Annotated in this window: 26 protein-coding genes; 3 read left to right on the forward strand and 23 right to left on the reverse strand. The window is 33.8% G+C overall.

Annotated features, from left to right (window positions below):
• Window positions 1–176 precede the first annotated feature (176 nt).
• Entirely contained in the window at window positions 177–1,223 is a 1,047-nt protein-coding gene (locus FLAK523_RS03625) for a hypothetical protein (RefSeq protein ID WP_248906637.1), read from the forward strand.
• A gap of 127 nt (window positions 1,224–1,350) precedes the next feature.
• On the forward strand, window positions 1,351–2,199 hold the full coding sequence (locus tag FLAK523_RS03630; protein ID WP_248906638.1) for a polysaccharide deacetylase family protein: 849 nt from the start codon (window positions 1,351–1,353) through the stop codon (window positions 2,197–2,199).
• 74 nt (window positions 2,200–2,273) lie between these two features.
• Here the strand turns inward: FLAK523_RS03630 and FLAK523_RS03635 are convergent, their stop codons facing one another.
• The 23 genes from FLAK523_RS03635 to FLAK523_RS03745 form a co-directional block, all read right to left on the reverse strand.
• Window positions 2,274–3,557 carry a murein hydrolase activator EnvC gene (locus FLAK523_RS03635; RefSeq protein ID WP_248906639.1) on the reverse strand — a complete coding sequence of 428 codons (1,284 nt, stop codon included), beginning with the start codon at window positions 3,555–3,557 and terminating at the stop codon, window positions 2,274–2,276.
• A 60-nt stretch (window positions 3,558–3,617) separates the two neighbouring features.
• A complete protein-coding gene (locus FLAK523_RS03640) occupies window positions 3,618–4,415 on the reverse strand; it encodes a DUF4292 domain-containing protein (RefSeq protein WP_248906640.1) in 798 nt (265 codons plus the stop codon).
• A 7-nt stretch (window positions 4,416–4,422) separates the two neighbouring features.
• The gene (locus FLAK523_RS03645; protein WP_248906641.1) at window positions 4,423–5,766 is read right to left on the reverse strand and encodes a lipopolysaccharide assembly protein LapB; all 1,344 of its coding nucleotides are present in this window, start codon (window positions 5,764–5,766) and stop codon (window positions 4,423–4,425) included.
• Window positions 5,767–5,831: 65 nt separating this feature from the next.
• A complete protein-coding gene (locus FLAK523_RS03650; protein WP_248906642.1) occupies window positions 5,832–6,848 on the reverse strand; it encodes a sugar phosphate nucleotidyltransferase in 1,017 nt (338 codons plus the stop codon).
• A 338-nt stretch (window positions 6,849–7,186) separates the two neighbouring features.
• Window positions 7,187–7,621: a dUTP diphosphatase gene (gene dut, locus FLAK523_RS03655; protein WP_248906643.1), complete on the reverse strand. Its 435-nt coding sequence runs from the start codon at window positions 7,619–7,621 to the stop codon at window positions 7,187–7,189.
• Window positions 7,622–7,818: 197 nt separating this feature from the next.
• The gene (locus FLAK523_RS03660) at window positions 7,819–9,285 is read right to left on the reverse strand and encodes a lipopolysaccharide biosynthesis protein (protein ID WP_248906644.1); all 1,467 of its coding nucleotides are present in this window, start codon (window positions 9,283–9,285) and stop codon (window positions 7,819–7,821) included.
• A 139-nt stretch (window positions 9,286–9,424) separates the two neighbouring features.
• Entirely contained in the window at window positions 9,425–9,904 is a 480-nt protein-coding gene (locus FLAK523_RS03665; RefSeq protein WP_248906645.1) for a hypothetical protein, read from the reverse strand.
• 10 nt (window positions 9,905–9,914) lie between these two features.
• Window positions 9,915–10,358, reverse strand: a complete 444-nt coding sequence (locus FLAK523_RS03670) for an N-acetyltransferase (protein ID WP_248908045.1) — start codon at window positions 10,356–10,358, stop codon at window positions 9,915–9,917.
• Window positions 10,359–10,668: 310 nt separating this feature from the next.
• The gene (gene atpG, locus FLAK523_RS03675; protein ID WP_248906646.1) at window positions 10,669–11,529 is read right to left on the reverse strand and encodes an ATP synthase F1 subunit gamma; all 861 of its coding nucleotides are present in this window, start codon (window positions 11,527–11,529) and stop codon (window positions 10,669–10,671) included.
• 84 nt (window positions 11,530–11,613) lie between these two features.
• A complete protein-coding gene (gene atpA / locus FLAK523_RS03680; protein ID WP_248906647.1) occupies window positions 11,614–13,191 on the reverse strand; it encodes a F0F1 ATP synthase subunit alpha in 1,578 nt (525 codons plus the stop codon).
• Between the two features lie 39 nt (window positions 13,192–13,230).
• Complete coding sequence (gene atpH, locus FLAK523_RS03685) at window positions 13,231–13,764, reverse strand: ATP synthase F1 subunit delta (protein WP_248906648.1); 534 nt, start codon at window positions 13,762–13,764, stop codon at window positions 13,231–13,233.
• 4 nt (window positions 13,765–13,768) lie between these two features.
• Window positions 13,769–14,269: a F0F1 ATP synthase subunit B gene (locus FLAK523_RS03690; RefSeq protein WP_248906649.1), complete on the reverse strand. Its 501-nt coding sequence runs from the start codon at window positions 14,267–14,269 to the stop codon at window positions 13,769–13,771.
• An 85-nt stretch (window positions 14,270–14,354) separates the two neighbouring features.
• Complete coding sequence (gene atpE, locus FLAK523_RS03695; protein WP_139957468.1) at window positions 14,355–14,546, reverse strand: ATP synthase F0 subunit C; 192 nt, start codon at window positions 14,544–14,546, stop codon at window positions 14,355–14,357.
• 94 nt (window positions 14,547–14,640) lie between these two features.
• Window positions 14,641–15,795, reverse strand: a complete 1,155-nt coding sequence (gene atpB / locus FLAK523_RS03700) for a F0F1 ATP synthase subunit A (protein ID WP_248906650.1) — start codon at window positions 15,793–15,795, stop codon at window positions 14,641–14,643.
• A gap of 102 nt (window positions 15,796–15,897) precedes the next feature.
• Window positions 15,898–16,305, reverse strand: coding sequence for a hypothetical protein (locus FLAK523_RS03705; protein WP_248906651.1), 408 nt, complete (start codon window positions 16,303–16,305; stop codon window positions 15,898–15,900).
• Window positions 16,306–16,347: 42 nt separating this feature from the next.
• Entirely contained in the window at window positions 16,348–16,578 is a 231-nt protein-coding gene (locus FLAK523_RS03710) for an AtpZ/AtpI family protein (protein WP_248906654.1), read from the reverse strand.
• Window positions 16,544–16,951 carry a polymer-forming cytoskeletal protein gene (locus FLAK523_RS03715; RefSeq protein WP_248906656.1) on the reverse strand — a complete coding sequence of 136 codons (408 nt, stop codon included), beginning with the start codon at window positions 16,949–16,951 and terminating at the stop codon, window positions 16,544–16,546. Before FLAK523_RS03715 ends, FLAK523_RS03710 begins: the two co-directional genes overlap by 35 nt.
• Window positions 16,952–16,953: 2 nt before the next feature.
• Complete coding sequence (locus tag FLAK523_RS03720) at window positions 16,954–19,581, reverse strand: tetratricopeptide repeat protein (protein ID WP_248906659.1); 2,628 nt, start codon at window positions 19,579–19,581, stop codon at window positions 16,954–16,956.
• An 87-nt stretch (window positions 19,582–19,668) separates the two neighbouring features.
• Window positions 19,669–20,364: an ABC transporter ATP-binding protein gene (locus FLAK523_RS03725; RefSeq protein ID WP_248906662.1), complete on the reverse strand. Its 696-nt coding sequence runs from the start codon at window positions 20,362–20,364 to the stop codon at window positions 19,669–19,671.
• Between the two features lie 44 nt (window positions 20,365–20,408).
• Complete coding sequence (locus FLAK523_RS03730) at window positions 20,409–21,893, reverse strand: DUF5687 family protein (protein WP_248906664.1); 1,485 nt, start codon at window positions 21,891–21,893, stop codon at window positions 20,409–20,411.
• Window positions 21,894–21,942: 49 nt separating this feature from the next.
• The gene (locus FLAK523_RS03735; protein WP_248906666.1) at window positions 21,943–22,644 is read right to left on the reverse strand and encodes a hypothetical protein; all 702 of its coding nucleotides are present in this window, start codon (window positions 22,642–22,644) and stop codon (window positions 21,943–21,945) included.
• Between the two features lie 12 nt (window positions 22,645–22,656).
• Window positions 22,657–23,337, reverse strand: coding sequence for a hypothetical protein (locus FLAK523_RS03740; RefSeq protein ID WP_248906668.1), 681 nt, complete (start codon window positions 23,335–23,337; stop codon window positions 22,657–22,659).
• 9 nt (window positions 23,338–23,346) lie between these two features.
• On the reverse strand, window positions 23,347–23,688 hold the full coding sequence (locus tag FLAK523_RS03745) for a PadR family transcriptional regulator (protein ID WP_248906669.1): 342 nt from the start codon (window positions 23,686–23,688) through the stop codon (window positions 23,347–23,349).
• 154 nt (window positions 23,689–23,842) lie between these two features.
• Between FLAK523_RS03745 and FLAK523_RS03750 the strand changes: the two genes are divergently transcribed.
• The gene (locus FLAK523_RS03750) at window positions 23,843–24,895 is read left to right on the forward strand and encodes a ferredoxin--NADP reductase (RefSeq protein ID WP_248906671.1); all 1,053 of its coding nucleotides are present in this window, start codon (window positions 23,843–23,845) and stop codon (window positions 24,893–24,895) included.
• Window positions 24,896–25,025 lie beyond the last annotated feature (130 nt).

Genomic DNA, 25,025 nt, shown 5'->3' on the forward strand with positions numbered 1-25,025 from the left:
TTATCAAGTTTTTACTACTATATCATTATTAAATAAATTTCAAAATTTAAAGTAAAAAAAATCTCTTTTGCTTTTTTACTGGAAAAGGCAAAACATTAACAAAATCAAAACATTTCTCCACTATCTTTCTGTTTATAAATACTTTACCTTTACTATTGAGATAAACAGCATGGGTTATGAAAAAATATTTTACTCTGACTATACTTCCTCTACTTCTCTTTTCGATTTTACTTTTTTTAAATTGCTGCAATCGTGGTAATGCTGCTGATATTAAAATTGAAGCAATAAAAGCAAAAACGGAATCAGTTAAAAACACGACTGTACCGGAAACATCCTCCTTTATCATCGATACCGCTGACTACAACAGAAGAATTCTGATTTTAAGCAACAATGATGATTCTGGCAGATGGCCTGTTAAAGGCGCATATCCGTTACCCGGTGCTGTTTTACCATACAAAAGGATTATTGCATACTATGGGAATTTATACTCGACGAGAATGGGGATATTAGGCGAACTACCCAAAAAAGCCATGTTGAAGAAACTTGAAGGTGAAGTGAACAAATGGAATCAGGCTGATGTTGCCTTTCCAGCAATTCCTGCCTTACATTATGTCGCCATTACGGCACAGGTTGCTCCTGGCAAAGAAAACAAATACCGAATGAGAATGCCTTTCCATCAAATTGACACTATAATAAGTTGGGCAAAAGAAATAGACGCGTTGGTTTTTCTAGATATTCAAGTAGGACATAGTACTGTAACAGTTGAAGCTTCTTCACTAGAAAAATACTTTGTTTTACCGCAGGTTCATCTAGGAATTGACCCTGAATTCTCGATGAAAAACGGAGAGCGTCCCGGAACAAAAATAGGAACTTTTACTGCTGATGACATCAACAGCGTGGTTGCCTATTTAGCGGACATTGTCCGTAAAAACAACCTTCCTCCAAAAGTATTAGTAATCCATCGATTTACACAACGCATGTTAACCGATTACAAAAGAATAAAAATAGTTCCGGAAGTTCAGATTGTTATAGATATGGATGGTTTTGGTAGTAAAGTATTAAAAAAATCCACTTATGTGGCTTATATATACAGGGAACCAATACAGTTTGCGGGTTTTAAATTGTTTTATAAAAACGACACCAAAAACAATCCAAACGGCCTCTACACTCCTGAGGAGATTTTGAAACTCAAACCCAATCCTATCTATATCCAATATCAATAAGACAAAGATGAAAACTGCAGAAAAGATATAAAAAAACCTAAATAAAAAAGAGTTATAACGCAATTCTTTTGTTGTCTTAACACAATACAAGGGCGCTTTTAGCAACTAAACAGGTAATTTTTGAAATATGAAAAAGACACTTATCTCAATCCTTAGCACTTTGCTTCTGCTCATTGGTTGCCAAACCAAACCAGATAAAACAAAAAAAAATCTTATTAATGCGGGCCTCTTTATTGAAAGAGATATCTCGAAAAAAATATTAGAAGAGCCATTAATACAAGTCACAAAAAAAGAAGTCCCTGTTTTGTGTTACCATCGCATCAGAAACATTCTCCCGAGAGACGGAGCAAATATGAAAACCTATTCTGTAAGTCCCGCTGTCTTTGCTGAACAAATAAAAGCTTTGTCAGATAATGGATATCAAACTATTTTACCTGAACAACTTTTCGAGTATTTAACTAATGGCAAGCCTTTACCTGCTAAGCCCGTCATAATCACATTTGACGATACACGTGAGGAACAATATCGATTAGGAGCTGTAGAAATGAATAAATATGGATTCAAAGGCGTTTTTTTTATAATGACAGTGGCTATTAACAAACCAGGGTATATGTCAGAGTCCCAAATAAAAAAATTATCAGATAGCGGTCATACAATAGGGGCACATACTTGGGACCATCATATGGTGACAAAATACACCGCCGAGGATTGGAATACGCAACTGGTAAAGCCTAAAAAACAACTCGAGAACATTACAGGCAAGAAAGTGGACTACTTTGCCTATCCCTTTGGTTTATGGAATACGAATGCCATTACAGAGATTAAAAATCAGGGATATAAACTTGCCTTTTCTCTTTCGGATAAAAGTGATCTTAAAGAGCCAAACTATACCGTCAGACGGATTATTGTACCCGGAAGCTGGAGTGCTCCCCGAATGATAAAAGCAATGGAAACGTCATTTAATAAACAGCATTGACGATTTATAAAAAAACCGTTTTACTCTCAAGGAATAAAACGGCTTTTTCTATTTATTATTAAAACGGGTTTTTACTATTTAGGTGACAACCATCCTTTGGGATCTGAATAAGATGTGTTTTGAGCAATTGTGAATTTCAAAACGGTTTTCCCGGTTTCTCCACTGGTTCTAATTCTACCTAAAACCTGTTTTATACTGACCTTATCACCTTTGCTAACATTTACAGAACTCAAATTCTGATATACTGTAAAATAATCTCCGTGTTGAATCATTACAGCTTTATTGATAGGTGATAAAAGCATTACACTTGCTACTTCTCCTCCAAAAACAGCTCTGGCATCAGCACCATCGTTAGTCGTGATTTCGATTCCACTATTGTGTATCACTAATGAAGAATAAATAGGGTGTGCTTGATTACCATAACCCAATGAAACAAATCCTTTTTCTACCGGCCAAGGCAAACTTCCTCTGTTAGACCTAAAACTATCGGCTATTAATTTAGATTCCGGTGTTAATTCAATTCTAGATGAAGAAACAGGATCTTTGGCAGCTTCTTTTTCAGCTTCTCTTACAGCCTCTTTTGTTTCACTTTTTGATGTCGACTTAGTGCTATTTGCTAATGCTAGCGCTTTGGCTTTGGCTTTCTCTATAGCAGCTTTTCTGTTAGCTTCAGCAATAGCCTCACGAATAAGACGGTCAATTTGTCTGTCAATGGTTTTTGATTCTCTTTGTTTTTTTCGAATATCAGAAACGATTTTGTTCTTGTCTTTTTTAATAGCGTTTACTAATTTCTCCTGTTCTTGTTTTTCTTTCTCAAGAACTGAACGTTCTTTTACGTTTTCTACAAGTAGTTTTTGTTTGGCTACTTTTTGAACCTGTAACTTATTGTTGAACGTAATAAGATCCTTCGATTTAGAGTTGATCTCCTCCCCTTGCGCCTTCCTGAAATTAGTGTATTGTTTCAAGTATTGTGCTCTTTTATACGCTTGTAAAAAAGTCTCTGATGATAATATAAACATCGCGCGGCTTTGCTCGGAACGGCTTTTATATGATTTCACAATCATCTTTCCATAATCTTCTTTGAGAATCAACAGCTCTTTATTCAGCTTATTGATTTTCATTTGATTAATATACATATCATTCCCCAAAAGTTTGGTTTGCTTTTCGGTCGTGTTAATCAGAATTTCTTTAAGTCTAATCTTGTTTTTTTGAATGGAATAAATCCCCATCGCTGATTTTTCCTTTGACTTAACTGATTGCAATAATTTTTCGTTATCTCTAATTTCCTGTTGGATTTGAAGTTTTCGTTGTTCTAATTTTTCTTGTTGAGAAGACTGACTCCATAGAACAGAAGTCATGCATATGAAAATTAGGCTTAGGAGAAATTTTGGCATCTTAAAAATATATTTTTGGCAAATTTAATTAATTAAAATTCTTTTATATCCATTTGGCACACTATATGGAAAAGAAAGTTCTTCATTGAAAGAAATAGTGTTGTATTCTAAATTAATTTCTGTTTTCCCTTTGGGTTGATAGGTTTCTATTGCAACATTTGTTGGCATAACAATCTCATTGTATAGCTTGTTATTATCATAAGCAACTTGAATCATTCTGTTCTCTTGCTTTTGAGTGATTTCCTGTTTTTTGACCCTGAAATTTTCGGCTTCAAAATAGAACGTCTTTTTTGTGTTTTTATTAGAAACATCATCTAGGCGATACAATTGATCAATTAATGATTCTGTATATTTTCCTTTTTTCAAATCGTCCATTGCTTCCCCTAATAACATATTTTGAATTTTACTGTAATCCAAATCTGTTCCTAGCCATTGACTCAATGCACTGAAATCACCTTCAAAATAGGTTCCTTTAATTTTCTCATAATAGCTCACAGAGTTTGGAGTGATGGAAGCTTTTGCCATTGTTATCCCCAGAAAACGAATGCTAACTAAAATTTGTTCGTCCTTTTTAATCTTAATTTCCGCAGTTACATTTTGAGTTTGTTTTTCATCAGCATATCTTGCATTAGCTTTGATATATAATGTCGAAAATTCATTTTTATTGTTGTAATGATTGTCAATTATTTTAGAGGCACTCATTTTAGTTACTGGACTGGAAACTGTAGTAACAACCGATTTAGATTTACAAGAAACAAGTGTCAGCGAACCAAAAACGCAAACCATAAAAACGGGCAATACAAATGCTTTATATCTATTCATTAGAGTTTTATTTTTTTAATAATTGATTGGCTTTAGAAAAATAGAAATCCTTTTTAGTGAAATCCCCTAAGCCATTGTATGCTTCGCCAAGTTGTATGTAGAAATTTATTTCAAGGCTAATGTCATTTACCAAATAATCTAAACCTATTTCAAGTATTTCTTTGGCCTTCTTATACTCTTTAAGTTGATTTTTGGCTAAACCATAATAATAATAAAATTGTGGCTGATTAGGAAAAATCTCCATCTGTGTCATTGCGTTTTTAGCAACAACATCAAACTGTTTCATTTGGGTATACGCTTGAAGCAAAAGCAAATTAGTTTCTATGTCTTCATTACCGCTTCTTTTAATTACTTTTTCATAATAACCAATGGCTTTTTCCCATTGCTTTTTACTGTGATAATACTTCCCTATTTCCTTAGCCACATTGACTTCGGGGTCATTGTCAAAATAACGGATCGCTTTATCTAAATCTGGACTGAATTGAGGATTTGTATTTACAAAAAGTAAAAATTCATTCAGTATTCTGTGTTTTATTTTGGAATCAATTTTGGGACTGGCTAAAGCAATATTCATCGCATTTACGGCCTTTGCCCCTTCATTATTTTCCAAATACTTCTTGAATAAACTCACCTGTGCCCATTCGGAATTAGGGATAGCGGATTCTAGTTTTTCTGCAATTTCAATAACTTTGTTATCCTCGTTATTCTTCGAGTATAAATAGATTAGTGAAATATAATTCGATTCCTCTTTTGGGTATTTATTTATCTGCTCGAGTAAATTTGTTATTTCGGCATTTTGATATTTCCCCTGAGATAAAATCTGAATTTTATACGATTCTCTTCTGTCTGATTTTCCAAAGGTGTCGTTCAGTTCATTGATCAACTCCAATGCTTTGTCGAATTGATTTGTACTCATATAAAGTGAAGTCAAATCTTCTTTGAATTTTGAATCGAAAGTAATCAGTTTATTGATGGCAATAATCGCGCTATTGTAATCTCTGGTTTCGTAACTCACATCATACATCCCAACCCAAAACCACTTATTTGTAGGATCAATCTGGGTTGCTTTCTCAAAAGAAACATACGCCTTTTTATAGTCTTTTAAAGCCAAGTGATTTTTACCAAGTTCGAAATAAACAACGGCACTTTCTGGACTCAACATTAGACATTGATCTAAATAAATCAAAGCCCTGTCATAATTTTCGATTCCTTTTTGCTTTAAAGCCTCAAAGAAATAATCCTGGAATTTTTCCTCTTTTGACTTTACCTCTACCGGTTCAGCTTGAGCCAATAACGTGGCCGAATTGCCAAGCAAAACTAAGATAAGAAGTAATAAAAGCGGTTTTTTCATTTCCCTATGATTCCATTTATAAATATAAACCTCATTGTTAAAAGCACACTACAGTGTATTGAAAATTATTCTAAAATCGAATAATCTCCAATGCTAATGTTTTTAAAATTACCATCAAAAGTAACATGATTCCCTATCATGGCATTGTCTAGATTGGCGTTTTTTATCGTCGAATTATTTTGAATCAAGCTGTTTTTTATAGTGGAGTTTTCAACAACACAACCATTTCCCAGTGAAACATTAGGCCCTACAGTAGCGTTTTTCAAAACTACGTTTTCACCAATGTAACAAGGAGGAATAATCGTAGCGTTTTCAGACTGTACTCCAAAGTCAACCAAATGTTTCCCGTCATTATACAAAAAACCAAGCATCCTAGAATTGGTTTCCACGGTAACGTTCTTGTTACCGCAATCCATCCATTCGTCTACACTACCCGTTTTGAATATTTTACCGTTAGCCATCATCGCTTTGATACCATCATTAATTTGGTATTCGCCACCATTCTTAATATTGTTGTCCAAAACATTTTGAAGTTCTTTTTTCAAATCACCAACTTCTTTGAAATAATAAATTCCGATAACCGCTAAATCGCTTACAAAGTCCATTGGTTTTTCAACCAATTCAACAATTTCGTTTCTTTCATTTAACTTCACAACACCAAAGGCTTCCGGTTCATCCACTTGTTTCACCCAAATAACCGCATCGGCAGCAGGATCTAATTCAAAATCGGCCCTAATAAGCGTATCCGCATAAGCAATTACAGCTGGTCCTGACAAGGAGTCTTTGGCACACATAATTGCGTGACCAGTTCCTAGAGGTAAATCTTGACGGTAAATAGAAGCTTTTGCCCCTAAACTTTGAGCTAGTTCTTCTAGACTCTTAACCAAATCCTCTCCAAAAAATGCTTCGTCACCAAGGATAAAAGCAATCTCTTCGATAGGTTCTTTTAATATTTTGGCGATATCTTCCACTAATCTATGAACGATGGGTTTTCCTGCTACTGGAATTAATGGTTTAGGAACAGTCAATGTATGAGGGCGAAGACGTGAACCACGTCCAGCCATAGGAACTATTATTTTCATTTTTTATCTTTTTAACCGCAAAGTTCACAATCCCGATAACTATCGGGATTCGCAAAGTTCGCTGCTTTTATTATTGTATTTTATATTTTAAATATTGCCTCGGTTGCGCTCAGCCTAAATATCATTAAGTTAAAGGTTCGTCAGTTCGAGTTGAGTAATAATTTACGATAGAAAATTATAACGAAGTATCGAGAACCTTTTGTTTTAGAAGCTTCTCGATACAATTTCAAACATTAAAGCTATCGCATTATTGTTTGAAATCACTCGAAGTGACGGGTGAATCAGTTTAACATAACGTCATTGCGCTCAGACTGACAACTGAACACTGAGACTGAATACTATTTTACTCCAGTACTCCCAAAACCGCCTTCACCTCTTGAAGTTTCAGATAATTCTTCTACTTCAGTCCAGTCAGCGCGTTCGTGTTTTGCAATGATAAGTTGAGCGATACGTTCCCCGTTTTGAATTACGAAAGCTTGATTTGATAAATTTACTAAAATTACTCCTATTTCGCCTCTATAATCAGCATCAACCGTGCCAGGACTATTTAAAACTGTAATTCCGTTTTTAAATGCCAATCCGCTTCTAGGTCTTACCTGTGCTTCGTACCCTATAGGTAACTCAATAAAAAGGCCGGTTTTAACTAAAGCTCGCTCTAAAGGCTGTAATGTTATTGATTCCGTTAAATTAGCTCTTAAATCCATTCCTGCTGATGCTATGGTTTCATAGTTAGGCAATACATGCTGAGATTTATTGATAATGTTTATGTTCATTTTTTATGTATTAGATATCGGATTTTTAGCCGTGATGGAAGCGAAAAGCCATTTGAATTAAAACTGCTTTTTTTCTTGGACAGAAAGAGCGACCGCAGGAAGCTCCTTTATGGCCTTAGAAAAAACAGTTTTAATTCAAATGCTTGTAGTGTACAGCGAGAATAGCTCCTGATCATCGAGGCGAAATCCTAATTAATTTAATTTTTTGGGCGCTTTATAATTTTGATTAATGTTTCTTTTTCGTTGTGATATATAAAATAAAGGAAGGCAAGCAAAAGCGTGATTCCCACAAAATAATTTTCTCTAAAACCGTAAAATGAAATGGCCGAAAAGACAATTGACACTGACATATAGCCACCTATTTTCTCCAGATCATACGGTATAGGATAGTATTTATTCCCTAGATAATAGGAGATGACCATCATACTCCCATAAGCGGCAATTGTCGCAATGGCGGAACCGTAATAACTCATCGAAGGTATTAGCAAATAATTCAGCACTAAGGTAATAATGGCCCCAACAATTGAAATGTAGGCACCCACATAGGTCTTGTCTATTAATTTATACCAAACAGAAAGGTTAGTGTAAATACCAAGGAAAAAGTTGGCCAAAATAATCAAAGGCACCACTTTCATAGCAACCCAATAGGATTCATCCCTTATCATAATGTACTTAAAGAGATCAGCAAAAACAATGACAGACAATAATATGAAAGACCCAAAGATGACAAAATACTTGGTGATCATAGCGTAAGTTTGAGGCGCATTTTTATCAGCAGAATGACTGAAAAAGAATGGTTCTATCCCGAGCGTATATGCCGTTCTATACAAAACCATAAACAACCCCAATTTGTAACATGCGGAATAAACACCAACTTCGGCAGCTGCAATGTTAGCAGGTAATAATTTACCCAATAAAACTTTATCGAATTGTTCATTAATGGCAAATGCAATACCCGCAATCATAATGGGCATTCCATATTTCATCATGCGTTTCCACAATTCAAAATTAAAATTCCATTTTAAGAAAACATAATCAGGTGAAAGCGCAACAAATGTTAGTAAACTCGCAATGATATTAGCCATGAAAATATATCCTACTTCAAAATTGTCAATGTATAACGAACTCCAAAAGCCCGCTGGATTGTCTTGCACAATTTCAGGTAAAAAATACAAAAACAAAACGTTTAAGCCTAGATTTAAAACAACGTTACCAATTTTAATGGCGGCATACACCATAGGTTTTTGAAAGGCCCTTAATTTAGAAAAAGGAATGATTACCAAAGCGTCTAATGCCAAAATCCAAATCGTATAAGTAATATACTGATCATCAATACCAGACCATCCCGCTAAAGTATTACGAAATAATAAAGCAATAAATAGAAAGGAAATTGTAGTCCAAAATATTGAAACCATAGAGGTTTCAATTACATTGTTTTTATTAGTTTCTTTATTGAAAAACCTGAAAAAAGAGGTTTCCATACCATACGCTAAAATAACATTGAAAAATATCATCAATGCAAAAATGATGGAAACTTTTCCATACTCGGCTTTAGGCAACAAACCGGTATATAGCGGAACTAAAATGAAGCTAAACATTCTTGGAACGACTGTTGCGATTCCGTAGATAGCCGTTTGTTTAAAAAGATTTTTATATAATCCCAAAATGGTTTGTCAATTAAAATTTAGAAAAACAAAAATAACGAATTCTTTGGTTTAATAGGTCCCGTAAGACATTTGTTTTCAAATTGAAGTGTAAAAAACAATAGGAAAAAACATCATGTTTTAAAGTAAAAAAACTAGATTATTTGATGTTAGGAAGTGATTTCAATGGTTTTTCAACAACATTAGTTAATTTGTACAAACGTATGACATTGTTTTCGCTATATTCTAACATCGCTTCATTAGCCTTCAAATTAAATTTTGGCTTCTCCAGAATTGGTGCTTTATTACCATATTCTTTAAGAGTGTCACTATCTAAAATCAAATCAGTTTTTGGATCTATGTAACTAGCAAAATAAGTAGTTGATGTTTCTTTATTCAACTCAGAGACTTGATTGTGAAAATAGAGTTTCGTTAACTTAATTTCCGGCGGCAATGGTTTTTTAAATTCGATATAAAATTGTGTTTGTACAATAGCGTTTTCTTGATCAGAAACTGATTGATGAAAATAAACCGAATCTATTTCTTGAGGAAAGCTCATACTTCCGTTTTGATTAGAACCGCAATTAGTAAAACTGAACACAACCAACAATAAGAAAAAAGAAAAAAATAAATTCTTCATAAAACTCAATTTAAGATAAACTGTCTTCATTTAATATTTTTAAAAAATGAAATCCTTTAGGGACATAGCCCTGATTATAATAAAAACGATGAGCCGTAAAATTACTTGTGAAAGCGTCTAAAACAATCATTGTACAACCTTCCGCTTTAGCTTTAATATCTATGTAATCAGTCATTATTTTACCTAAACCCTTTGAACGATGACCTGGATGAACTACAAAGTTATCTATCTCAATGTATTTCCCCGACCATAGTTTTGTTCCTGTCCAAAACCCCGTAATGGCTACGCATATTTCATTTTCAAAAACCGCCAGTTGTTTGTAATTATGAGGAATCATTTCACTTAGATACGATTCGTATTTATCTAATGTGAAATTAGGATATAAATGACGTATCATTTCTATTTGGGCTAACATGTCTTCTATTGTGGTAAGTTCTTTAATATTCAAAGCAATGTTTATTTGATAAATTATTGTGAGTTAAATTTAATCAAAATTAAAGAAAAAATAAGTGCGTTCCCGTTAAAAATATCGGAAATATGAAACAACTTATAAGTAAGTGAAATTAAAAACTGATGAAAATAAAAAATTACATGAAACCCAAAACTATGTCATTACATACAAATATAACTAGGTGTTTTTACGTGATTTTAAGTCAAAAAAAAGAGCCTACATATGTAGACTCTCTCTGTTAATATGAAATATAAAATATTTCTATCCTTTCAAAGCTTCGCATTTTGAAGATCTGAAAAAACCTGCGTTTTTTCTATCCTTTCAAAGCTTCCGCTCCACCAACGATCTCAAGGATTTCGTTTGTGATGGCAGCTTGACGCGCTTTGTTGTATGTTAATTTCAATTGATTTCTCAATTCAGTAGCGTTATCCGTTGCTTTGTGCATAGCAGTCATACGAGCACCATGTTCTGAAGCAAATGAATCTCTAATACCTTTGTACAATTGTGTTTTTAATGATTTTGGAATCAAAGTCAACACAATTTCTTCTTTTGAAGGTTCGAAAATATAATCTCCTGTTGAAACTGTCAAATCCGATTTAATAGGTGCTAAAGGCAAGAACTGTTCGATTTGAACGATCTGAGTTGCAGCATTTTTAAATTGATTGTAAATCAATTCGATTTTATCGTATTCTCCAGAAACAAATTTCTGAGTTAAAGCGTCTGCTATTACAGCAACATTATCAAAAGTAAGCGCATCAAAAACAGCACTTTGATTGTCAATAACGGTAGCGGTCTTTTCTAGAACATCATTTCCTTTTTTACCAATAGCAAAAATATCAACTTGTTTTCCAGAATAAAAACCAATACGGCTTTTCGCTCCCTTTATTACATTAGTATTAAAAGCACCACATAAACCTCTGTTTGAAGTAATGACTACCACTAACACTTTATTTACTTCACGTTGTGTAGTAAATTCTTCTCCAGCAGCACCTTCAAGTGTAGCAGAAAGATTTTGTAATAACTCCGTTAATTTTTCGGCATAAGGGCGCATCGCTGTGATTGCATCTTGTGCTTTCTTTAGCTTTGCTGCAGAAACCATTTTCATTGCCGATGTAATTTGCATCGTAGATGAAACGGAAGTAATTCTATTACGGATTTCCTTTAAATTTGCCATTTTTATTTTGGTTATTGGGTTTTTGGTTTTAGGTGTTTGGTTCAGAAAAATCTAAAACCTAACACCCATAACCTTAAAACCTAATTAGTTATATTTTGCTGAAACTTCTTTTGCTACAGATTGAATTACATCAATAACTTCGTCTGTTAACTTTCCTGCTTTCAAAGCATCAAGAGTAGCTCTGTGTTTGTTGTTCAAGAATTCCAAGAAATCTTTCTCGAATTCTTTTACTTTATTCACAGGAACGTTTCTCAAAAGATTTTTTGAACCAGCGTAGATAATTGCTACTTGGTCTTCAACAGTGTAAGGATCGTTCAAACCTTGTTTCAAGATTTCAACGTTTCTTCTACCTTTTTCAATTACGTTCAATGTAACTGCATCTAAGTCAGAACCAAATTTAGCAAACGCTTCCAATTCACGGAATTGTGCTTGATCTAGTTTTAAAGTACCTGCAACTTTTTTCATTGATTTAATTTGTGCATTTCCTCCAACACGAGATACCGAGATACCTACGTTAATAGCTGGACGAACCCCTGAGTTAAACAAATCTCCATCAAGGAAAATTTGACCATCAGTAATCGAAATTACGTTTGTTGGGATATATGCAGAAACGTCACCAGCTTGAGTTTCGATAATAGGCAAAGCAGTTAATGAACCACCTCCTTTAACGATACCTTTCAATGAATCTGGTAAGTCGTTCATGTTTTTTGCAATTCCATCATCGGCAATTACTTTACAAGCACGCTCTAATAAACGACTGTGTAAGTAAAAAACGTCTCCAGGATATGCCTCACGTCCCGGTGGTCTTCTCAATAAAAGAGAAACCTCACGGTAAGCAACAGCTTGTTTAGATAAATCATCATAAACAATTAATGCTGGACGACCTGAATCTCTAAAGTACTCCCCAATTGCAGCACCTGCCATAGGAGCATATACTTGCATTGGAGCTGGGTCAGAAGCGTTTGCAGCAACAATAACCGTATAAGCCATTGCACCTTTTTCTTCTAACATTTTAGCGATTCCTGCTACTGTCGAAGCTTTTTGCCCGATAGCAACATATATACAGAATACAGGTTTTCCTGCTTCGTAAAATTCTTTTTGATTTAAGATAGTGTCAATACAAACAGTTGATTTACCTGTTTGACGGTCACCAATAACCAACTCACGTTGTCCTCTACCAACTGGGATCATAGCATCAACTGCTTTTATTCCTGTTTGTAATGGTTCAGTAACTGGTTGACGGAAGATAACTCCAGGAGCTTTTCTTTCCAAAGGCATTTCGTATAAGTCTCCACCAATTGGTCCTTTTCCATCAATAGGAAAACCAAGAGTGTTTACTACACGACCTACCATTTGCTCTCCTACTTTAAGAGAAGCAATACGTTGTGTTCTTTTTGCTGTTGAACCTTCTTTGATTCCTGTAGATGGTCCTAAAAGTACCACACCTACATTGTCTTCTTCAAGATTCAATACAATAGCCTCAAGACCATTGTCAAATTCTACTAATTCTCCGTATTGAACATTTGAAAGCCCGTAAATACGAGCAATACCATCTCCAACTTGAAGTACTGTTCCTACTTCCTCTAGTGTAGCACCAGATTCAAAACCTTCTACTTGCTTTCTTAATATTGCTGAAATTTCAGCAGGTTTGATTTCCGCCATCTTAATTTATAATTTAGACACTTAAATGTGTAATAAAAATTAGTTACTTAATTCTCTTTTTAATACTTGTAATCTATTAGCGATTGAAGCATTGTACTGCTGATCACCAATTCTTAAAATAAACCCTCCAATAATTGAAGCATCTACTATATTTTCTATCGTGATTTTTTTATCTGAAAGGGTAGCGATTTTAGCTATTACTTTAGCTTCTAAAGCTGAATCCATAGGGAAAGCTGTAGTTACTTTGGCTATTTCTATACCGTTTAACACATCAAACAATTTATTGTATTCTAAAGCGATAGCCTCAAGAATTTCAAATCTTTTGTTTTCGAATAATAAATGAAACAACCCTTTAGTCACTCCGTTTATATCTGCAAAAACTTCCAATAGTGCATTTTCTTTTACATCAACACCAATAGTAGGATTTTGAATAAAAGTATCCAATTCCAGGTTTCCTTTGATCGTTGACGCAATTAAAGTCATATCATTATTAACTTCATTGGCAACACCAATAGAGTCTGACATATCTAGAATTGCTTTTGCATAACGAATTGCTGCTCTTGTACTTGCCATAATATTAGTTTAGCTTTACGTCACCTAACATTTTCTCAACTAATTTAGTTTGAGCTTCTTTATTAGATAATTCGTCTTTCAATAATTTCTCTGCAATAGTAAGTGATAAAGTAGAAACATGAAGTTTCAATTCAGCCATAGCTGCATTTTTTTCACCTTCAATAGCTGATTTAGCTTGCTCGATCATTTTTAGACCTTGAGCTTGCGCTTCATTTTTTGCATCAGCAACCATTTTCTCTTTCATTTCACGAGCATCTTTAAGCATGTTGTCACGCTCTAATCTCGCTTCTTGTAAAATACGTTGGTTGTCAGCTTGTAAATTTTGCATTTCTTGTCTTGCATTTTCAGCAGACAATAAAGCATTTTTTATTCCTTCTTCTCTTTCATTAACCGCATCAAGAATTGGTTTCCAAGCGAATTTTTTTAATAAGAATATTAATCCAACAAATATTAAAACTTGCCAGAAAAACAAACCTAATTCAAACTGATTTATTAACTTTTCCATATCAATGTATCTCTAAAAATATTTAATTTTTTTAATAAAACAATAGTCGCAACCAACCGTTGCAACTATTGTTTTTAAGTTTTAATTAAGCTGCGAATAACGCTGCGAAACCAATACCTTCAATAAGTGCAGCTGCGATAAGCATAGCTGTTTGGATTTTTCCAGATGCTTCTGGTTGACGAGCGATAGCGTCCATTGCTGAACCACCAATTCTACCAATTCCTACAGCTGCTCCGATAACGATTAATCCTGCACCAATGTAATTTAAACCTTCCATAATATATTTATTAAAAATTAAACATTCTTTTTTAAAATGTCTTAAGTATGTTTTTGATTCGAATACTTAAAACGGGTTGCATTTTGCCAAAGGCTTAATGCGCTTCTTCGTGGTGGTGCTCTTCAACAGCCGATCCGAAATATAAAGCAGATAACATTGTAAAAATATAAGCTTGTAAAAATGCAACTAATATTTCCAATAGTGAAAGTGCAAATGACAATCCAAATGACAATGTACTTCCTATCCAGCTTTTAAAGATAAACATCAAACCAATAATACTCATCAAAACGATATGTCCTGCAAAAATATTTGCGTACAAACGTATCATTAAAGAGAATGGTTTAATTACAACTCCTAACAATTCAATAGGCGCTAATACAATACGCATTAGTTTTGGCACACCTGGCATCCAGAAAATGTGAGCCCAATAGTTTTTATTCGCTGATAAATTTGTAATTAAAAATGTCATTATAGCTAATGCCGCAGTAACAGTTAAATTTCCAGTAACATTTATTCCTAGAGGAGTTAATCCAAAAAGGTTTAAGAACAATACAAAGAAAAATATAGTTAACAAATAACTCATGTATCTCTTGTGGTGCTTTTCTCCAATATTAGGAATAGCTATCTCATCACGAACATAAAGAACAACTGGTTCGAAAATTCTTCCAACTCCAGATGCAATTCCGTTATTTTTCTTATAAGACCTAGCTAGGCTAGAGAATATAATGAACATTAATAAAGCGGCTACCATAATTGACAATACCGATTTAGTAATAGAGAAATCTAAAGGACGTTCATTAGATACAAAACCTGTTTTTTCATCTTCAGTAAAAGTTCCTGAAGCGTCTGTTTTGTATATTTTACCGTCGTGGTGATTAATTGCGTAGAAATTTCCGTTTGATTCAGCTACTGCTTCACCATGTTCGAATTTAGAAGAAGAGAAAAACTGAACTCCGTTATCCCAAATAATTACAGGTAATGAAAAACCATAATGTATTCCTTCAGCTTCATCTGAGAAAAAAGTGAAGTCATGAGAATCCAAAACGTGATGACCAATAAATGCTTTGATTTTAGTTTTCACATCTGTTGGTTCGGCATGTGTTCCTTCATGACTCTGAGCAGCTACCTCGTGAGCAGCTTCAGTGTTTACTTTTACAGAATCAATTTCTGTATTAGCAAAACTTACTAAAGGAAGACACGCTACTAATGTCGCTATTATTAATCTAAGTGGTTTGTTTGAAATCACCATAACTGTTAAATATCTTATTTTTACGTTTCTAAAATTTGGTGCAAATGTACCTTTTTTATTTCTGTTCGAAAGAATATATAAAATTATTTTTCTTTCTTTTATTTAGTTTTCCTCTTTTTGAGGCTTTTCGTTTAATATTCTTATAGTTAAAACAGTCTCTATTGATAAAAATATAAAGAATATCATAAAAAAATTGATTTTCTCTATTTTGTTAGCGTGCCCAGGCACTTGTAGTAAAGGTCTTAATATAATATAACAGAAAACCATTTTCACAGATGTGGCTGCTAAGAAAGACATACCCACATTGTCAAAACTCTTTTCTTTAACTTTTAATAAAACTATAAACACTAAAATAGACAATCCTAAAAACTGGATATATAAAAATTCAAGAGAATATTGAAAAGAAGTAGTGTCTAAATTAAAGAGAAAAAACACTAATTTATGGAGTGAATATACTATTGCTGCGATAGTTATTAAATGCAATAATGACTTGTTTATTTTTAATTTCATTTGTATTTTATTGACGCCTTATCTACTCTTTTAGAGGCTAAATTATTCTGTTTTGTTAATTTCATTAACTTGTCTGATGACATTGTATAGGGCTAATACTACCCCTATCATAACTAATATTTTATTATAATAAACTTTGGGATTGGGATAATTTTCATCAAGCCATCCCCCAAAATAGGAGAACAAAAAAATGATTGCTCCCATTTGTATTGGAATGTTGATAAGAGACAACCATTTACTAGCTTGTTTTTTGTTGGGCTTCTTTTCCGTCATTTAGCAAAAGTTTTTTTACAATGTTATTCATGGCACAACTAGCACTAAAGTTTGCTCCCGGTTCAACAGATAATTTCCCTACGGTAACCTCTCCGTGAATGGTAGCTTTGGACTTTACATTTAGGATTTCTTCAACTTGGATTTTACCATTGAATTTCCCTTCTATATCCGCATTTTTACAAATAATATCACCCGTGATACTTCCTTGTGGACCTATAACAATTTTCCCGCTGGTCTGGAAGTTCCCAATTAATTCCCCATCTAATCTAAAATCAGCTTGGGAGACTATATCTCCTTTTATAATGGTTCCTTCTACAATTCTATTGGTTTTTCCTAAAAGATCAGTGTAGGGTTTTGTTTTTTTATCAAACATACTTATTTTATTTTTGGTGTCAGATAGTCACCAAGATTTTTCTTGATTTGGATTACTTTATAATTTTCATTAGAAATTACCACAGCAGTTGCTTCGTTTTTATATTTCTTTTCTTCTTTCATTCGCTTAATAATCTTATTCGCGTAGGGTTCGGTTTTTATACCGTGAATGGTAATGAAACTTTCTTTATCCGTGTAAACATCATAGGAATAGGACAATTCTTTAAACTCATCATCAGCAACATATTTCTTGATTATTTCCTCTACTGTTTTTGTGGTTTTATCTCCTCTAGCCGAAACCTTGTAAAGAATTTTCCAGTTTTGAGTATCGGTAGTACTGAAATCCATTTGTTCCAGAAACGGAATTTGAGTAGCTATAATAACTACTGCGTTTTTCCCTTCGTCAGAGTTTGGATAATTATCCGCAACAAGCTGTAAGGCATTTTTATAGGCATACAAACCTTTAAGTTTTCCTATTGCATTTGCTTTAAGCAATTCAAATTTTGACACAATCGCATCTCCTGAATATTGAAGAATCAATTCATCCAGTTTATTTAAAACGGTTACATATTCTCCTGCTTTATATAAATTATACCATTTATTGTACTCTGTTTCTGGGGTGTCAGTTATCGAAATTTCCTCTGGATTCGTATTGTTTATAAGGTGCGCATAACGAGAATTTGGGAACTGTTCCGTAATTCTGTTTTTCATGGCAATTGCCTTAGATTCATTCGTAATTTGGTATATTTTATACAAATTATACAACGTAGGAAGAATCATTTTTCCTTCTGGATTGTTCAATAACAATTGCTCCAGTTTGTTACTGGCCAAGTCGTATTCCTTAAATTTTTCTTTATAGATAAAACCAAGTTGGTAGTAGGCATAATTACGTTCTTTAGCGATACTGTCAATTGCCGTTTTCTCCGTAGGAAGTTGCGCTAGATAGAAATCAGCCGTGTATTGTTCCACTATTTCTGCAATAGCCTCTTTGTCCTCAGTAATCGCTTTAGTGTCACTTATAGTATCCGTAGCCGTTAAAATGGATGTGCTATTTGCCAATCTCCAGTTTCCAGTCATAGGGCGGTTACCCCAATTTTTTTTGAATTCCACTTTTCCATACGCAATCGTGGAAGGATTATAAAAATAAAAAGTAGAAACGCCTTGACTTCCCGGGCTATCCGAAATTGTAGGAGGTGCCAAAGCTGATTTTCTCATAGGACTCACAGATGCTGGACCGATTGCAGGGTTTGAAGCAGTTGCGATACTGTTTCTTTCTATATTCTCTTGTATTGTTTTTTGTTTATCCTCAGCAATCTTTTTTATTTCATCGGATTTTTTTAACTTTTCAATATAATTTTCGAAATAAACAATTCTATCTGCATTTGATAAAGCCACTACATTAATAATACTATCATTTCTTGTTGCAATAGCTTCATATAAAATCACTTCGTCAAGATCTTTTCTTCTTTTTTGAAAATGAATAAACTCTCTGGATTTAAGATCTAACTTTACTAAAGTACTGTCGTAATATTTAGCCGCAGTGGGATAATCCGCATTTTTAAAATACATGTTTCCCATATTTCTATAATCTGACGCAATTAAATATTGGTCTGATGTTGCTTTTTTAAGAGAAGAATTGTAAAATTCCAAGGCTTGTTTTTGTTTATTGTTGTTGTCGTAAAACACCCCCATTTGATAAAACAAGATGTCCAAGAACGGTCTGTTTTCTCTATCGGCAATAAGTTTGTTGTATGTTTTTAAAAAGGCTGTAGTATCTCCTTTTTGATAATTAAACAATTGTGCTTTTCTCGCATGTGCCTGCATTACATATTTCCTTTCGGATTTTCTGTTCATTGCAATAACGGATTCATAGCTGTATACCGCGCTGTCTTTCTTTCCTAATTCTTCATACAACTGACCCAGTATAAAACGGTATCTTGCTCTTTCGGTATTTGAAGTAGTGAATTTTTCGGCAATTTTTAATTTGGCCACCGCGCTGTCTTTTTCTTCGAGATTTAAAAAAGCTTCCGATAATAAAGCATTCGCATCCGCAAAAACCTGGTGTTTCACTTTTTTGCTTTTCAACATCAAAGTCATATTTTTCACAACCACAGCATCGTTCCCTAAACGCATATTGGTTTTTTCACGCCATATTTTAGCTTCGTAAATTTTACTGCTATTAGGGTATTTGTAAAGGATGTAGTTGAAGGCTTCCAGGGCAGGAAGAAACCGTTGGTCGTAATAACGGGATTTTCCAAGTAATAAATAAGCCTCGTCAATCTGGCTGTTTCTTTCTCTTCCATCAATGTTCATGGAATGTTTCTGGATTGCTTTTGTTGCTTTGGCTTCAGCCAATTCAAAATCAGCGTTTTTAGATTTTTCTCCAGTAGTAATTTCTTCCTTAATTTGCATTCTTTCGATAGGCAAACGCTTCCAAAAATCATCATGGGATTGTGACTTAATACCGTCAACACCTTTGACTAATCCAAGCTGTCCGTTGTATAAGATATTATATTTAGTGCTTAAAGCATGTGAATTTCTGGACAAGAAACTGTCCTTCCTGGTAGAACAAGCTACCAGGAATATTAAAAACAGTACAGAAATTGAATATTTAAATGGGTTGGTTTTCAATGGGAAACGGTTTAATCATTAAACTTTCAAAAATGTTTTTTAGTATAATGACTTGTAAAAATACGTTTCTTTTTGAAATATTGAAATTTAAACGGCGAAAAACATTTCCAGCTCCTGTAGCGTTTCTTCAGATGTTTGAATGTCTTTTTCTATTTCCCCTTTATTAAGCGCTACAATTCGATCGCAAACTTCAACAGTATGTTGTAAATCATGGCTTGAAACCAAAACGGTTACTTCAGGATTTTCAGCCAGTTTTTTGATTATTTTTTTAAGACGGTTTACGGTCGTAGGATCTAAATTAGCAAACGGTTCGTCAAGAATTACAACTTCCGGATTCCCAATAAGAGTGGCAATAATCCCCACTTTCTTTTGGTTTCCTTTGGATAAATCTCTTAAATACTTTTTGTTTTTCAAGATTTCCCCGTTAAAAAATTCTTCGTGTTCAGCAAGCAAGGCATCAATGTCAGCTTTGTTTTGACCACGTAAATCTCCAATGAAATAAAAATATTCCTCAGCAGTAAGGTATCCTATTAAAAAGCTTTCGTCTATAAATGCCGCAGTAAATGGTTTCCAAGCTTCACTGGTGTTTACCTGAATATCATTGTTAGTAATGTTTCCGGTTGTGGGACGGATTAAATCCAGTAAAATACTGAAAAAAGTGGTTTTCCCGGCACCGTTATTCCCTACTAATCCAAAACTTTGTCCTTTAGGGATTTCAAGATTATTAATATTTAATACTGTGGTTCCGTTATATTTTTTTGAAAGTTGGTTTACTTGTATCATAATGTATGTTTTTATATGTTGTGACTACTCGATAGCGGTCAATACTAATTTTCTTGTTGTTTGAATCCGTTTATAGTTGCATATTTTCTTTGGCTATAGCCAATGGCGATTTTATCCAGAATTAGGTTTCTAAATACTAATCCCACAATTCCAAGGCTTGCAATCACAACTATAGCAGTTTCAGCATTTACCAATTTATAAATCCCGTAAAAGATAAGCGCTGGCAATACCATTATAGGCAAACCTACAATCCACTGAGTTGCACCGGTTCCTTGGTAATTCATAAACGGACTTTTCTCCAGATCAATTCTTTTTTTATTGTAGGAACCCGCAAACAACAACACCGGAACGTTAACGCCTAAATTATACAACGCACACGCAAAATTTATTGCCACTATATTCCAACCAAAATAAGCATAAGGACTGGTCAATATAGCCAGTACAATTACTGAAACCGACATCAAGCCTGCTTTTGAAGCTAGATATTGTTTTATGGGAATGTTTTGCGACATCATCATTCCATAATAATTACTGTCCCAAGAAGGAACAAACTGTCCGTAATTCAACATAAATACTCCCGTCATTAAAATCCCAACAACAACAAAAAATGCTGGCATCTCTTTATAGTGTGGATTGGTGTAAATCATTAGTCCATACGCCAGGAAAATAAAAGAAATCCAAATCGTTGTTTTTGGTCTTTTATTTCTCCAAATCATTTTTATATCCAATGCCAAAAATGGAGCGATGTCCCCAAAACGTTTGGTCCAAGATAAATCAGAAGTTGATGCTTCCTGAACCTTAGATTGTAAAGTGTCGTCTAAATAGAAATTGCTTTTTAAATAATTAAAATTTAATACATACAAACTAACTAAAAGCACAATTAGAACTAAAGCCAATATTGGTTGAAGTACCAAGGTGTCCATAATACTTCCTGAAAGATCACTGATTTTAAAAACCTCAAAATAATCCAAACCAAAGAATGCAATTCCTAAAACCACGAAAGGAAGAAAGGCTTTGATATTCTCGGCAAATTTCTTTTTGATTAAGAAATTGGCATAATTCACTGTTAACGCCAAAACGTACATGGAAACCATCCAAACAATCATATTAAGCGGATTGTGATTCCCCTTAACGATATTAAAAATTCCAAAAGGAACAATGACTAACAATGGAAAGATGTTATATACCGAAGTCAAACTTTTTAATAATACAAAGTGTATTACCGCCTTCTTTTTTACGGGGATAATCAGTAATGGTTTTATATTCATTACAGGTAAACTTTGCATAAAAAAGCGCAGCACCAGTTCGAAAAACAACCAATAAATCACAAAAGTATTAACTATGGCCAGTGGTTTTTGGTCTGGAAAATTTTCATCCAGTAAAGGATAAAGCGCAACTCCTACGGCTAGAAAAGCAACCAAAAAATAAACAACCAGAAATCCCAAAAGTAATTTTAGACCTATGCTTTTCCCTACACTTGCCGAGCGAAAAAAGGCTTTCAATTCTAAATTTATAAAATGCTTGAACATATAGTTTTGATATTTAGTTTTACAGTAAGTACGGAAAAGTAAGAAAACGTTACGGTTTTTCTAATTTATATTCTGGGTAGGTTTCCAATAGGTACTCAGTAGCTTTAGATGGAATGACGCGAAATATGATGTAATTAATTATACTAATAATCACTAAAAAGAAACACATAACAAATAGCCAATACTCATTAGTTAAAAAATACTCGGATTGATTAAACAATCTTAAAAATATATGTAACGGTAAAATAATAGCACCTGAAAGACTTCCGTATTGATTAATAATATCTTCTAAAAGCCAGATTTTTTGATTCACTTTCTTTTTCCTTGCCCTTCTATTTTTGATCATTTCATAAAAGCTATATACAATTATACTAAAATAGAGACTTATAAGTATGTAGGCATTATATTGACTCGCTTTCAAAATAAAGTACAATGATAAAGTCATTACAATCGTCAATACAATTTTAGGGACACCAAAAAATGTTTTGAAATGCTTCAAGATAATTCTATTGTATTTTTTGCCTAAAACGCGTTGCCTACTCTCTACCACATCCATAAAACCAAAAACACCAAACTTCTTGAATTCCCTACTCAAGGCTTCGTCAAAACTAAGCTTAGGGTTTTCCTGCCATTGGGTTTCAATAGCATTGGCAAGGTGATCCACGAGTTCAGTTTGTAAGTCATACCATTCCACATAATGCTGGCGCGTGAAAAGATAAAGACGGTCTATTTGTTCTACGGTTAGTTTCATTTTAAAAATGGATTATACTAATTTATATTTTTTAACTGTTTCAAAGTGTTTCAATACCATCGTGATATGATAAAAGGAATAGAAAAACTCAAACCCATATAAAAACCAACTTATAAAATTATGGCCCCAAGAATCATTTACATCAAAACGATGCGTCGATTCACTGAGAAAATTGGACTGGTAAAAAAACAAAAACACTAGCCAGCTTCTCAACAAAAACAATTTTCCATAAGTAGTTTTTATGGTTGATCTCCTAATTAAAAATACCCCTAAAATTGTGGCCAAAGCAATTAAAAAAAACATCCCTTTTAGCCCTAAATCCAAAGCGTAAAAAAACTTTTCCTGCTTGTTAACAGTAACTATTGAACCAATTAAAATTCCAAAAATAAGAGCGGAAATAAATATAAACACAACTTGCCTTTTAGTATAAGAAACCATTTTGTTTACAACAGCTTTTGGAGCTTCAAATAACATTCCTAACCAAGCAGAACTAGATGTTGATTCTAATAATCCTTCCCATTTATTAAAAACGGTTTGAAATATTTCATTAAAGTCAACTTTATTAATTTCTATTTGATTTTCAATATCCGAAGCGATATGATCAATCAATTCAAGTTTTACATCCTCATAAAAAACCCCATTGTCTATTAAGTTTTTATCAATGAATCGTATTTGTTCAGCGGTTAGTTTCATCTTAAAAAATTAATATTCTAAATTTGGTTTTGGGTTCACTAAGCTTTGCATGTTTCGAATAAAATCTTCCAGTTCAGCCAAACGATTTACCGTTTCCTTCTCCCCTGTTTCAGTCAGCTTGTAATATTTGCGCAAGCGATTATCCACTTTTTCAATCTCTACATCGAGCAAACCTTCGGCTTCGAGTTTATGTAAAGCAGGATAAAGCGCCCCTTCGGTAATATTGAGTTCCCCTTGGGTAATCCCTTTTACTTTTTGGGTAATTTCATAGCCATACATCTTTCCGTTTTCCTCCAGTAACTTCATGATGATGGTGTTCAAACTTCCTTTATATAATTGTGAATTTTTCATTGTTTTGTCATTGCGAGGCACGAAGCAATCTCATTTTGAAAAACAAATATACATAAGTTTCTTATACATAACTATCCTATGTATGTAAACTTTCAAACGTTTTGATTTCAAGAAACCTATTCTGTTTAGTATATTTGCATAAAAAATATAGCTCATGTCATCCTTTTTAAAACTAATCATAAAAGAAGTACGCCGCGAGACTGCTGCTGCAGTATCCATACTTTTTAACGTACCGGCTGAATTAAAAGCTGATTATCGTTTTGTTGCTGGTCAATACATCAACATAAAACTAACATTAGACGGAAACGAAATCCGTCGCGCTTATTCTATTTGTTCTTCTCCTGATAGCGATGAATTACGAATTGCGGTTAAAGTCGTTAAAAACGGAGCTTTTTCGCAATTTGCCAATACAAAACTAAAAGCTGGTGATGTCCTTGAAGTAGGAAAACCGGAAGGTGGCTTTACATTCGAACCTGAAAATGGCCGACAAAAAAATTATGTTGCATTTGTAGCCGGAAGCGGAATTACACCTGTGATTTCTATTATTAAATCGGTTTTAAAAAGCGAACCTAAAAGTTCATTTGTACTTGTTTATGGGAACCGTACTCCTGATGAAACGATCTTTCATCAAGAATTGCATGACTTACAGTTGAAATATGTAAGTCGCTTTTTTGTTCATTTTGTCTACAGCCAGGCTACAGTAGAAAACGAATTGTTTGGCCGTATTGATAAATCTACTGTCAACTTTATAATGAACAACAAACACAAAGAATTAGAATTTGATAAATTCTATTTGTGTGGACCTGAAACTATGATTGATCTGGTTAGTGCTGCTTTAAAAGAAAAAAACGTAAAAGAATCGGCTATTAAATTCGAACTTTTTACTGCTTCTTGTCATGAAAACGTTATATCAGAATCACTAGAAGGGCATTCGAAAATAACAGTTATGGTAGATGATGATGAAACAACTTTCGAGATGTCTCAAAAACAAACCATACTGGAAGCGGCCTTAAAACAAGGACTTGACGCTCCCTATTCTTGCCAAGGCGGAATATGCAGTAGCTGTTTAGCTCGTGTAACTTCAGGAACTGCTGAGATGACTAAAAATTCTATTTTAACAGATAAAGAGATTGCCAGCGGATTGATTTTAACTTGTCAAGCGCACCCAACATCAGAGAGTATTTACGTAGATTATGACGACGTATAGGAAAGTATTCCGGTGGCAGTGTTCAGTTTGACTTGTACTATTGATGAACTTATATTTTGTTAAAAAACAGTACTGTCTCAATGGCAGCGTTCAATTATAAAAAAGAGTTTGCAATGTGCAAACTCTTTTT

It is taken from the genome of Flavobacterium sp. K5-23 (assembly GCF_023278045.1).
Taxonomy (GTDB): domain Bacteria; phylum Bacteroidota; class Bacteroidia; order Flavobacteriales; family Flavobacteriaceae; genus Flavobacterium.

Bases quoted from the DNA above. Each gene is read 5' to 3' on its own strand.
- FLAK523_RS03625 (WP_248906637.1), top strand. From the start codon at position 177: ATGAAAAAATATTTTACTCTGACTATACTTCCTCTACTTCTCTTTTCG.
- dut (WP_248906643.1), bottom strand. From the start codon at position 7,621: ATGAACATAAACATTATCAATAAATCTCAGCATGTATTGCCTAACTAT.
- FLAK523_RS03650 (WP_248906642.1), bottom strand. From the start codon at position 6,848: ATGAAAATAATAGTTCCTATGGCTGGACGTGGTTCACGTCTTCGCCCT.
- FLAK523_RS03715 (WP_248906656.1), bottom strand. From the start codon at position 16,951: ATGTTTGATAAAAAAACAAAACCCTACACTGATCTTTTAGGAAAAACC.
- FLAK523_RS03690 (WP_248906649.1), bottom strand. From the start codon at position 14,269: ATGGAAAAGTTAATAAATCAGTTTGAATTAGGTTTGTTTTTCTGGCAA.
- FLAK523_RS03710 (WP_248906654.1), bottom strand. From the start codon at position 16,578: ATGACGGAAAAGAAGCCCAACAAAAAACAAGCTAGTAAATGGTTGTCT.
- FLAK523_RS03640 (WP_248906640.1), bottom strand. From the start codon at position 4,415: ATGAATAGATATAAAGCATTTGTATTGCCCGTTTTTATGGTTTGCGTT.
- atpG (WP_248906646.1), bottom strand. From the start codon at position 11,529: ATGGCAAATTTAAAGGAAATCCGTAATAGAATTACTTCCGTTTCATCT.
- FLAK523_RS03735 (WP_248906666.1), bottom strand. From the start codon at position 22,644: ATGAAACTAACCGTAGAACAAATAGACCGTCTTTATCTTTTCACGCGC.
- FLAK523_RS03705 (WP_248906651.1), bottom strand. From the start codon at position 16,305: ATGAAATTAAAAATAAACAAGTCATTATTGCATTTAATAACTATCGCA.
- FLAK523_RS03645 (WP_248906641.1), bottom strand. From the start codon at position 5,766: ATGAAAAAACCGCTTTTATTACTTCTTATCTTAGTTTTGCTTGGCAAT.
- FLAK523_RS03750 (WP_248906671.1), top strand. From the start codon at position 23,843: ATGTCATCCTTTTTAAAACTAATCATAAAAGAAGTACGCCGCGAGACT.
- FLAK523_RS03730 (WP_248906664.1), bottom strand. From the start codon at position 21,893: ATGTTCAAGCATTTTATAAATTTAGAATTGAAAGCCTTTTTTCGCTCG.
- FLAK523_RS03630 (WP_248906638.1), top strand. From the start codon at position 1,351: ATGAAAAAGACACTTATCTCAATCCTTAGCACTTTGCTTCTGCTCATT.
- FLAK523_RS03665 (WP_248906645.1), bottom strand. From the start codon at position 9,904: ATGAAGAATTTATTTTTTTCTTTTTTCTTATTGTTGGTTGTGTTCAGT.
- FLAK523_RS03635 (WP_248906639.1), bottom strand. From the start codon at position 3,557: ATGACTTCTGTTCTATGGAGTCAGTCTTCTCAACAAGAAAAATTAGAA.
- atpH (WP_248906648.1), bottom strand. From the start codon at position 13,764: ATGGCAAGTACAAGAGCAGCAATTCGTTATGCAAAAGCAATTCTAGAT.
- atpA (WP_248906647.1), bottom strand. From the start codon at position 13,191: ATGGCGGAAATCAAACCTGCTGAAATTTCAGCAATATTAAGAAAGCAA.
- FLAK523_RS03725 (WP_248906662.1), bottom strand. From the start codon at position 20,364: ATGATACAAGTAAACCAACTTTCAAAAAAATATAACGGAACCACAGTA.
- FLAK523_RS03740 (WP_248906668.1), bottom strand. From the start codon at position 23,337: ATGAAACTAACCGCTGAACAAATACGATTCATTGATAAAAACTTAATA.
- FLAK523_RS03745 (WP_248906669.1), bottom strand. From the start codon at position 23,688: ATGAAAAATTCACAATTATATAAAGGAAGTTTGAACACCATCATCATG.
- atpB (WP_248906650.1), bottom strand. From the start codon at position 15,795: ATGGTGATTTCAAACAAACCACTTAGATTAATAATAGCGACATTAGTA.
- atpE (WP_139957468.1), bottom strand. From the start codon at position 14,546: ATGGAAGGTTTAAATTACATTGGTGCAGGATTAATCGTTATCGGAGCA.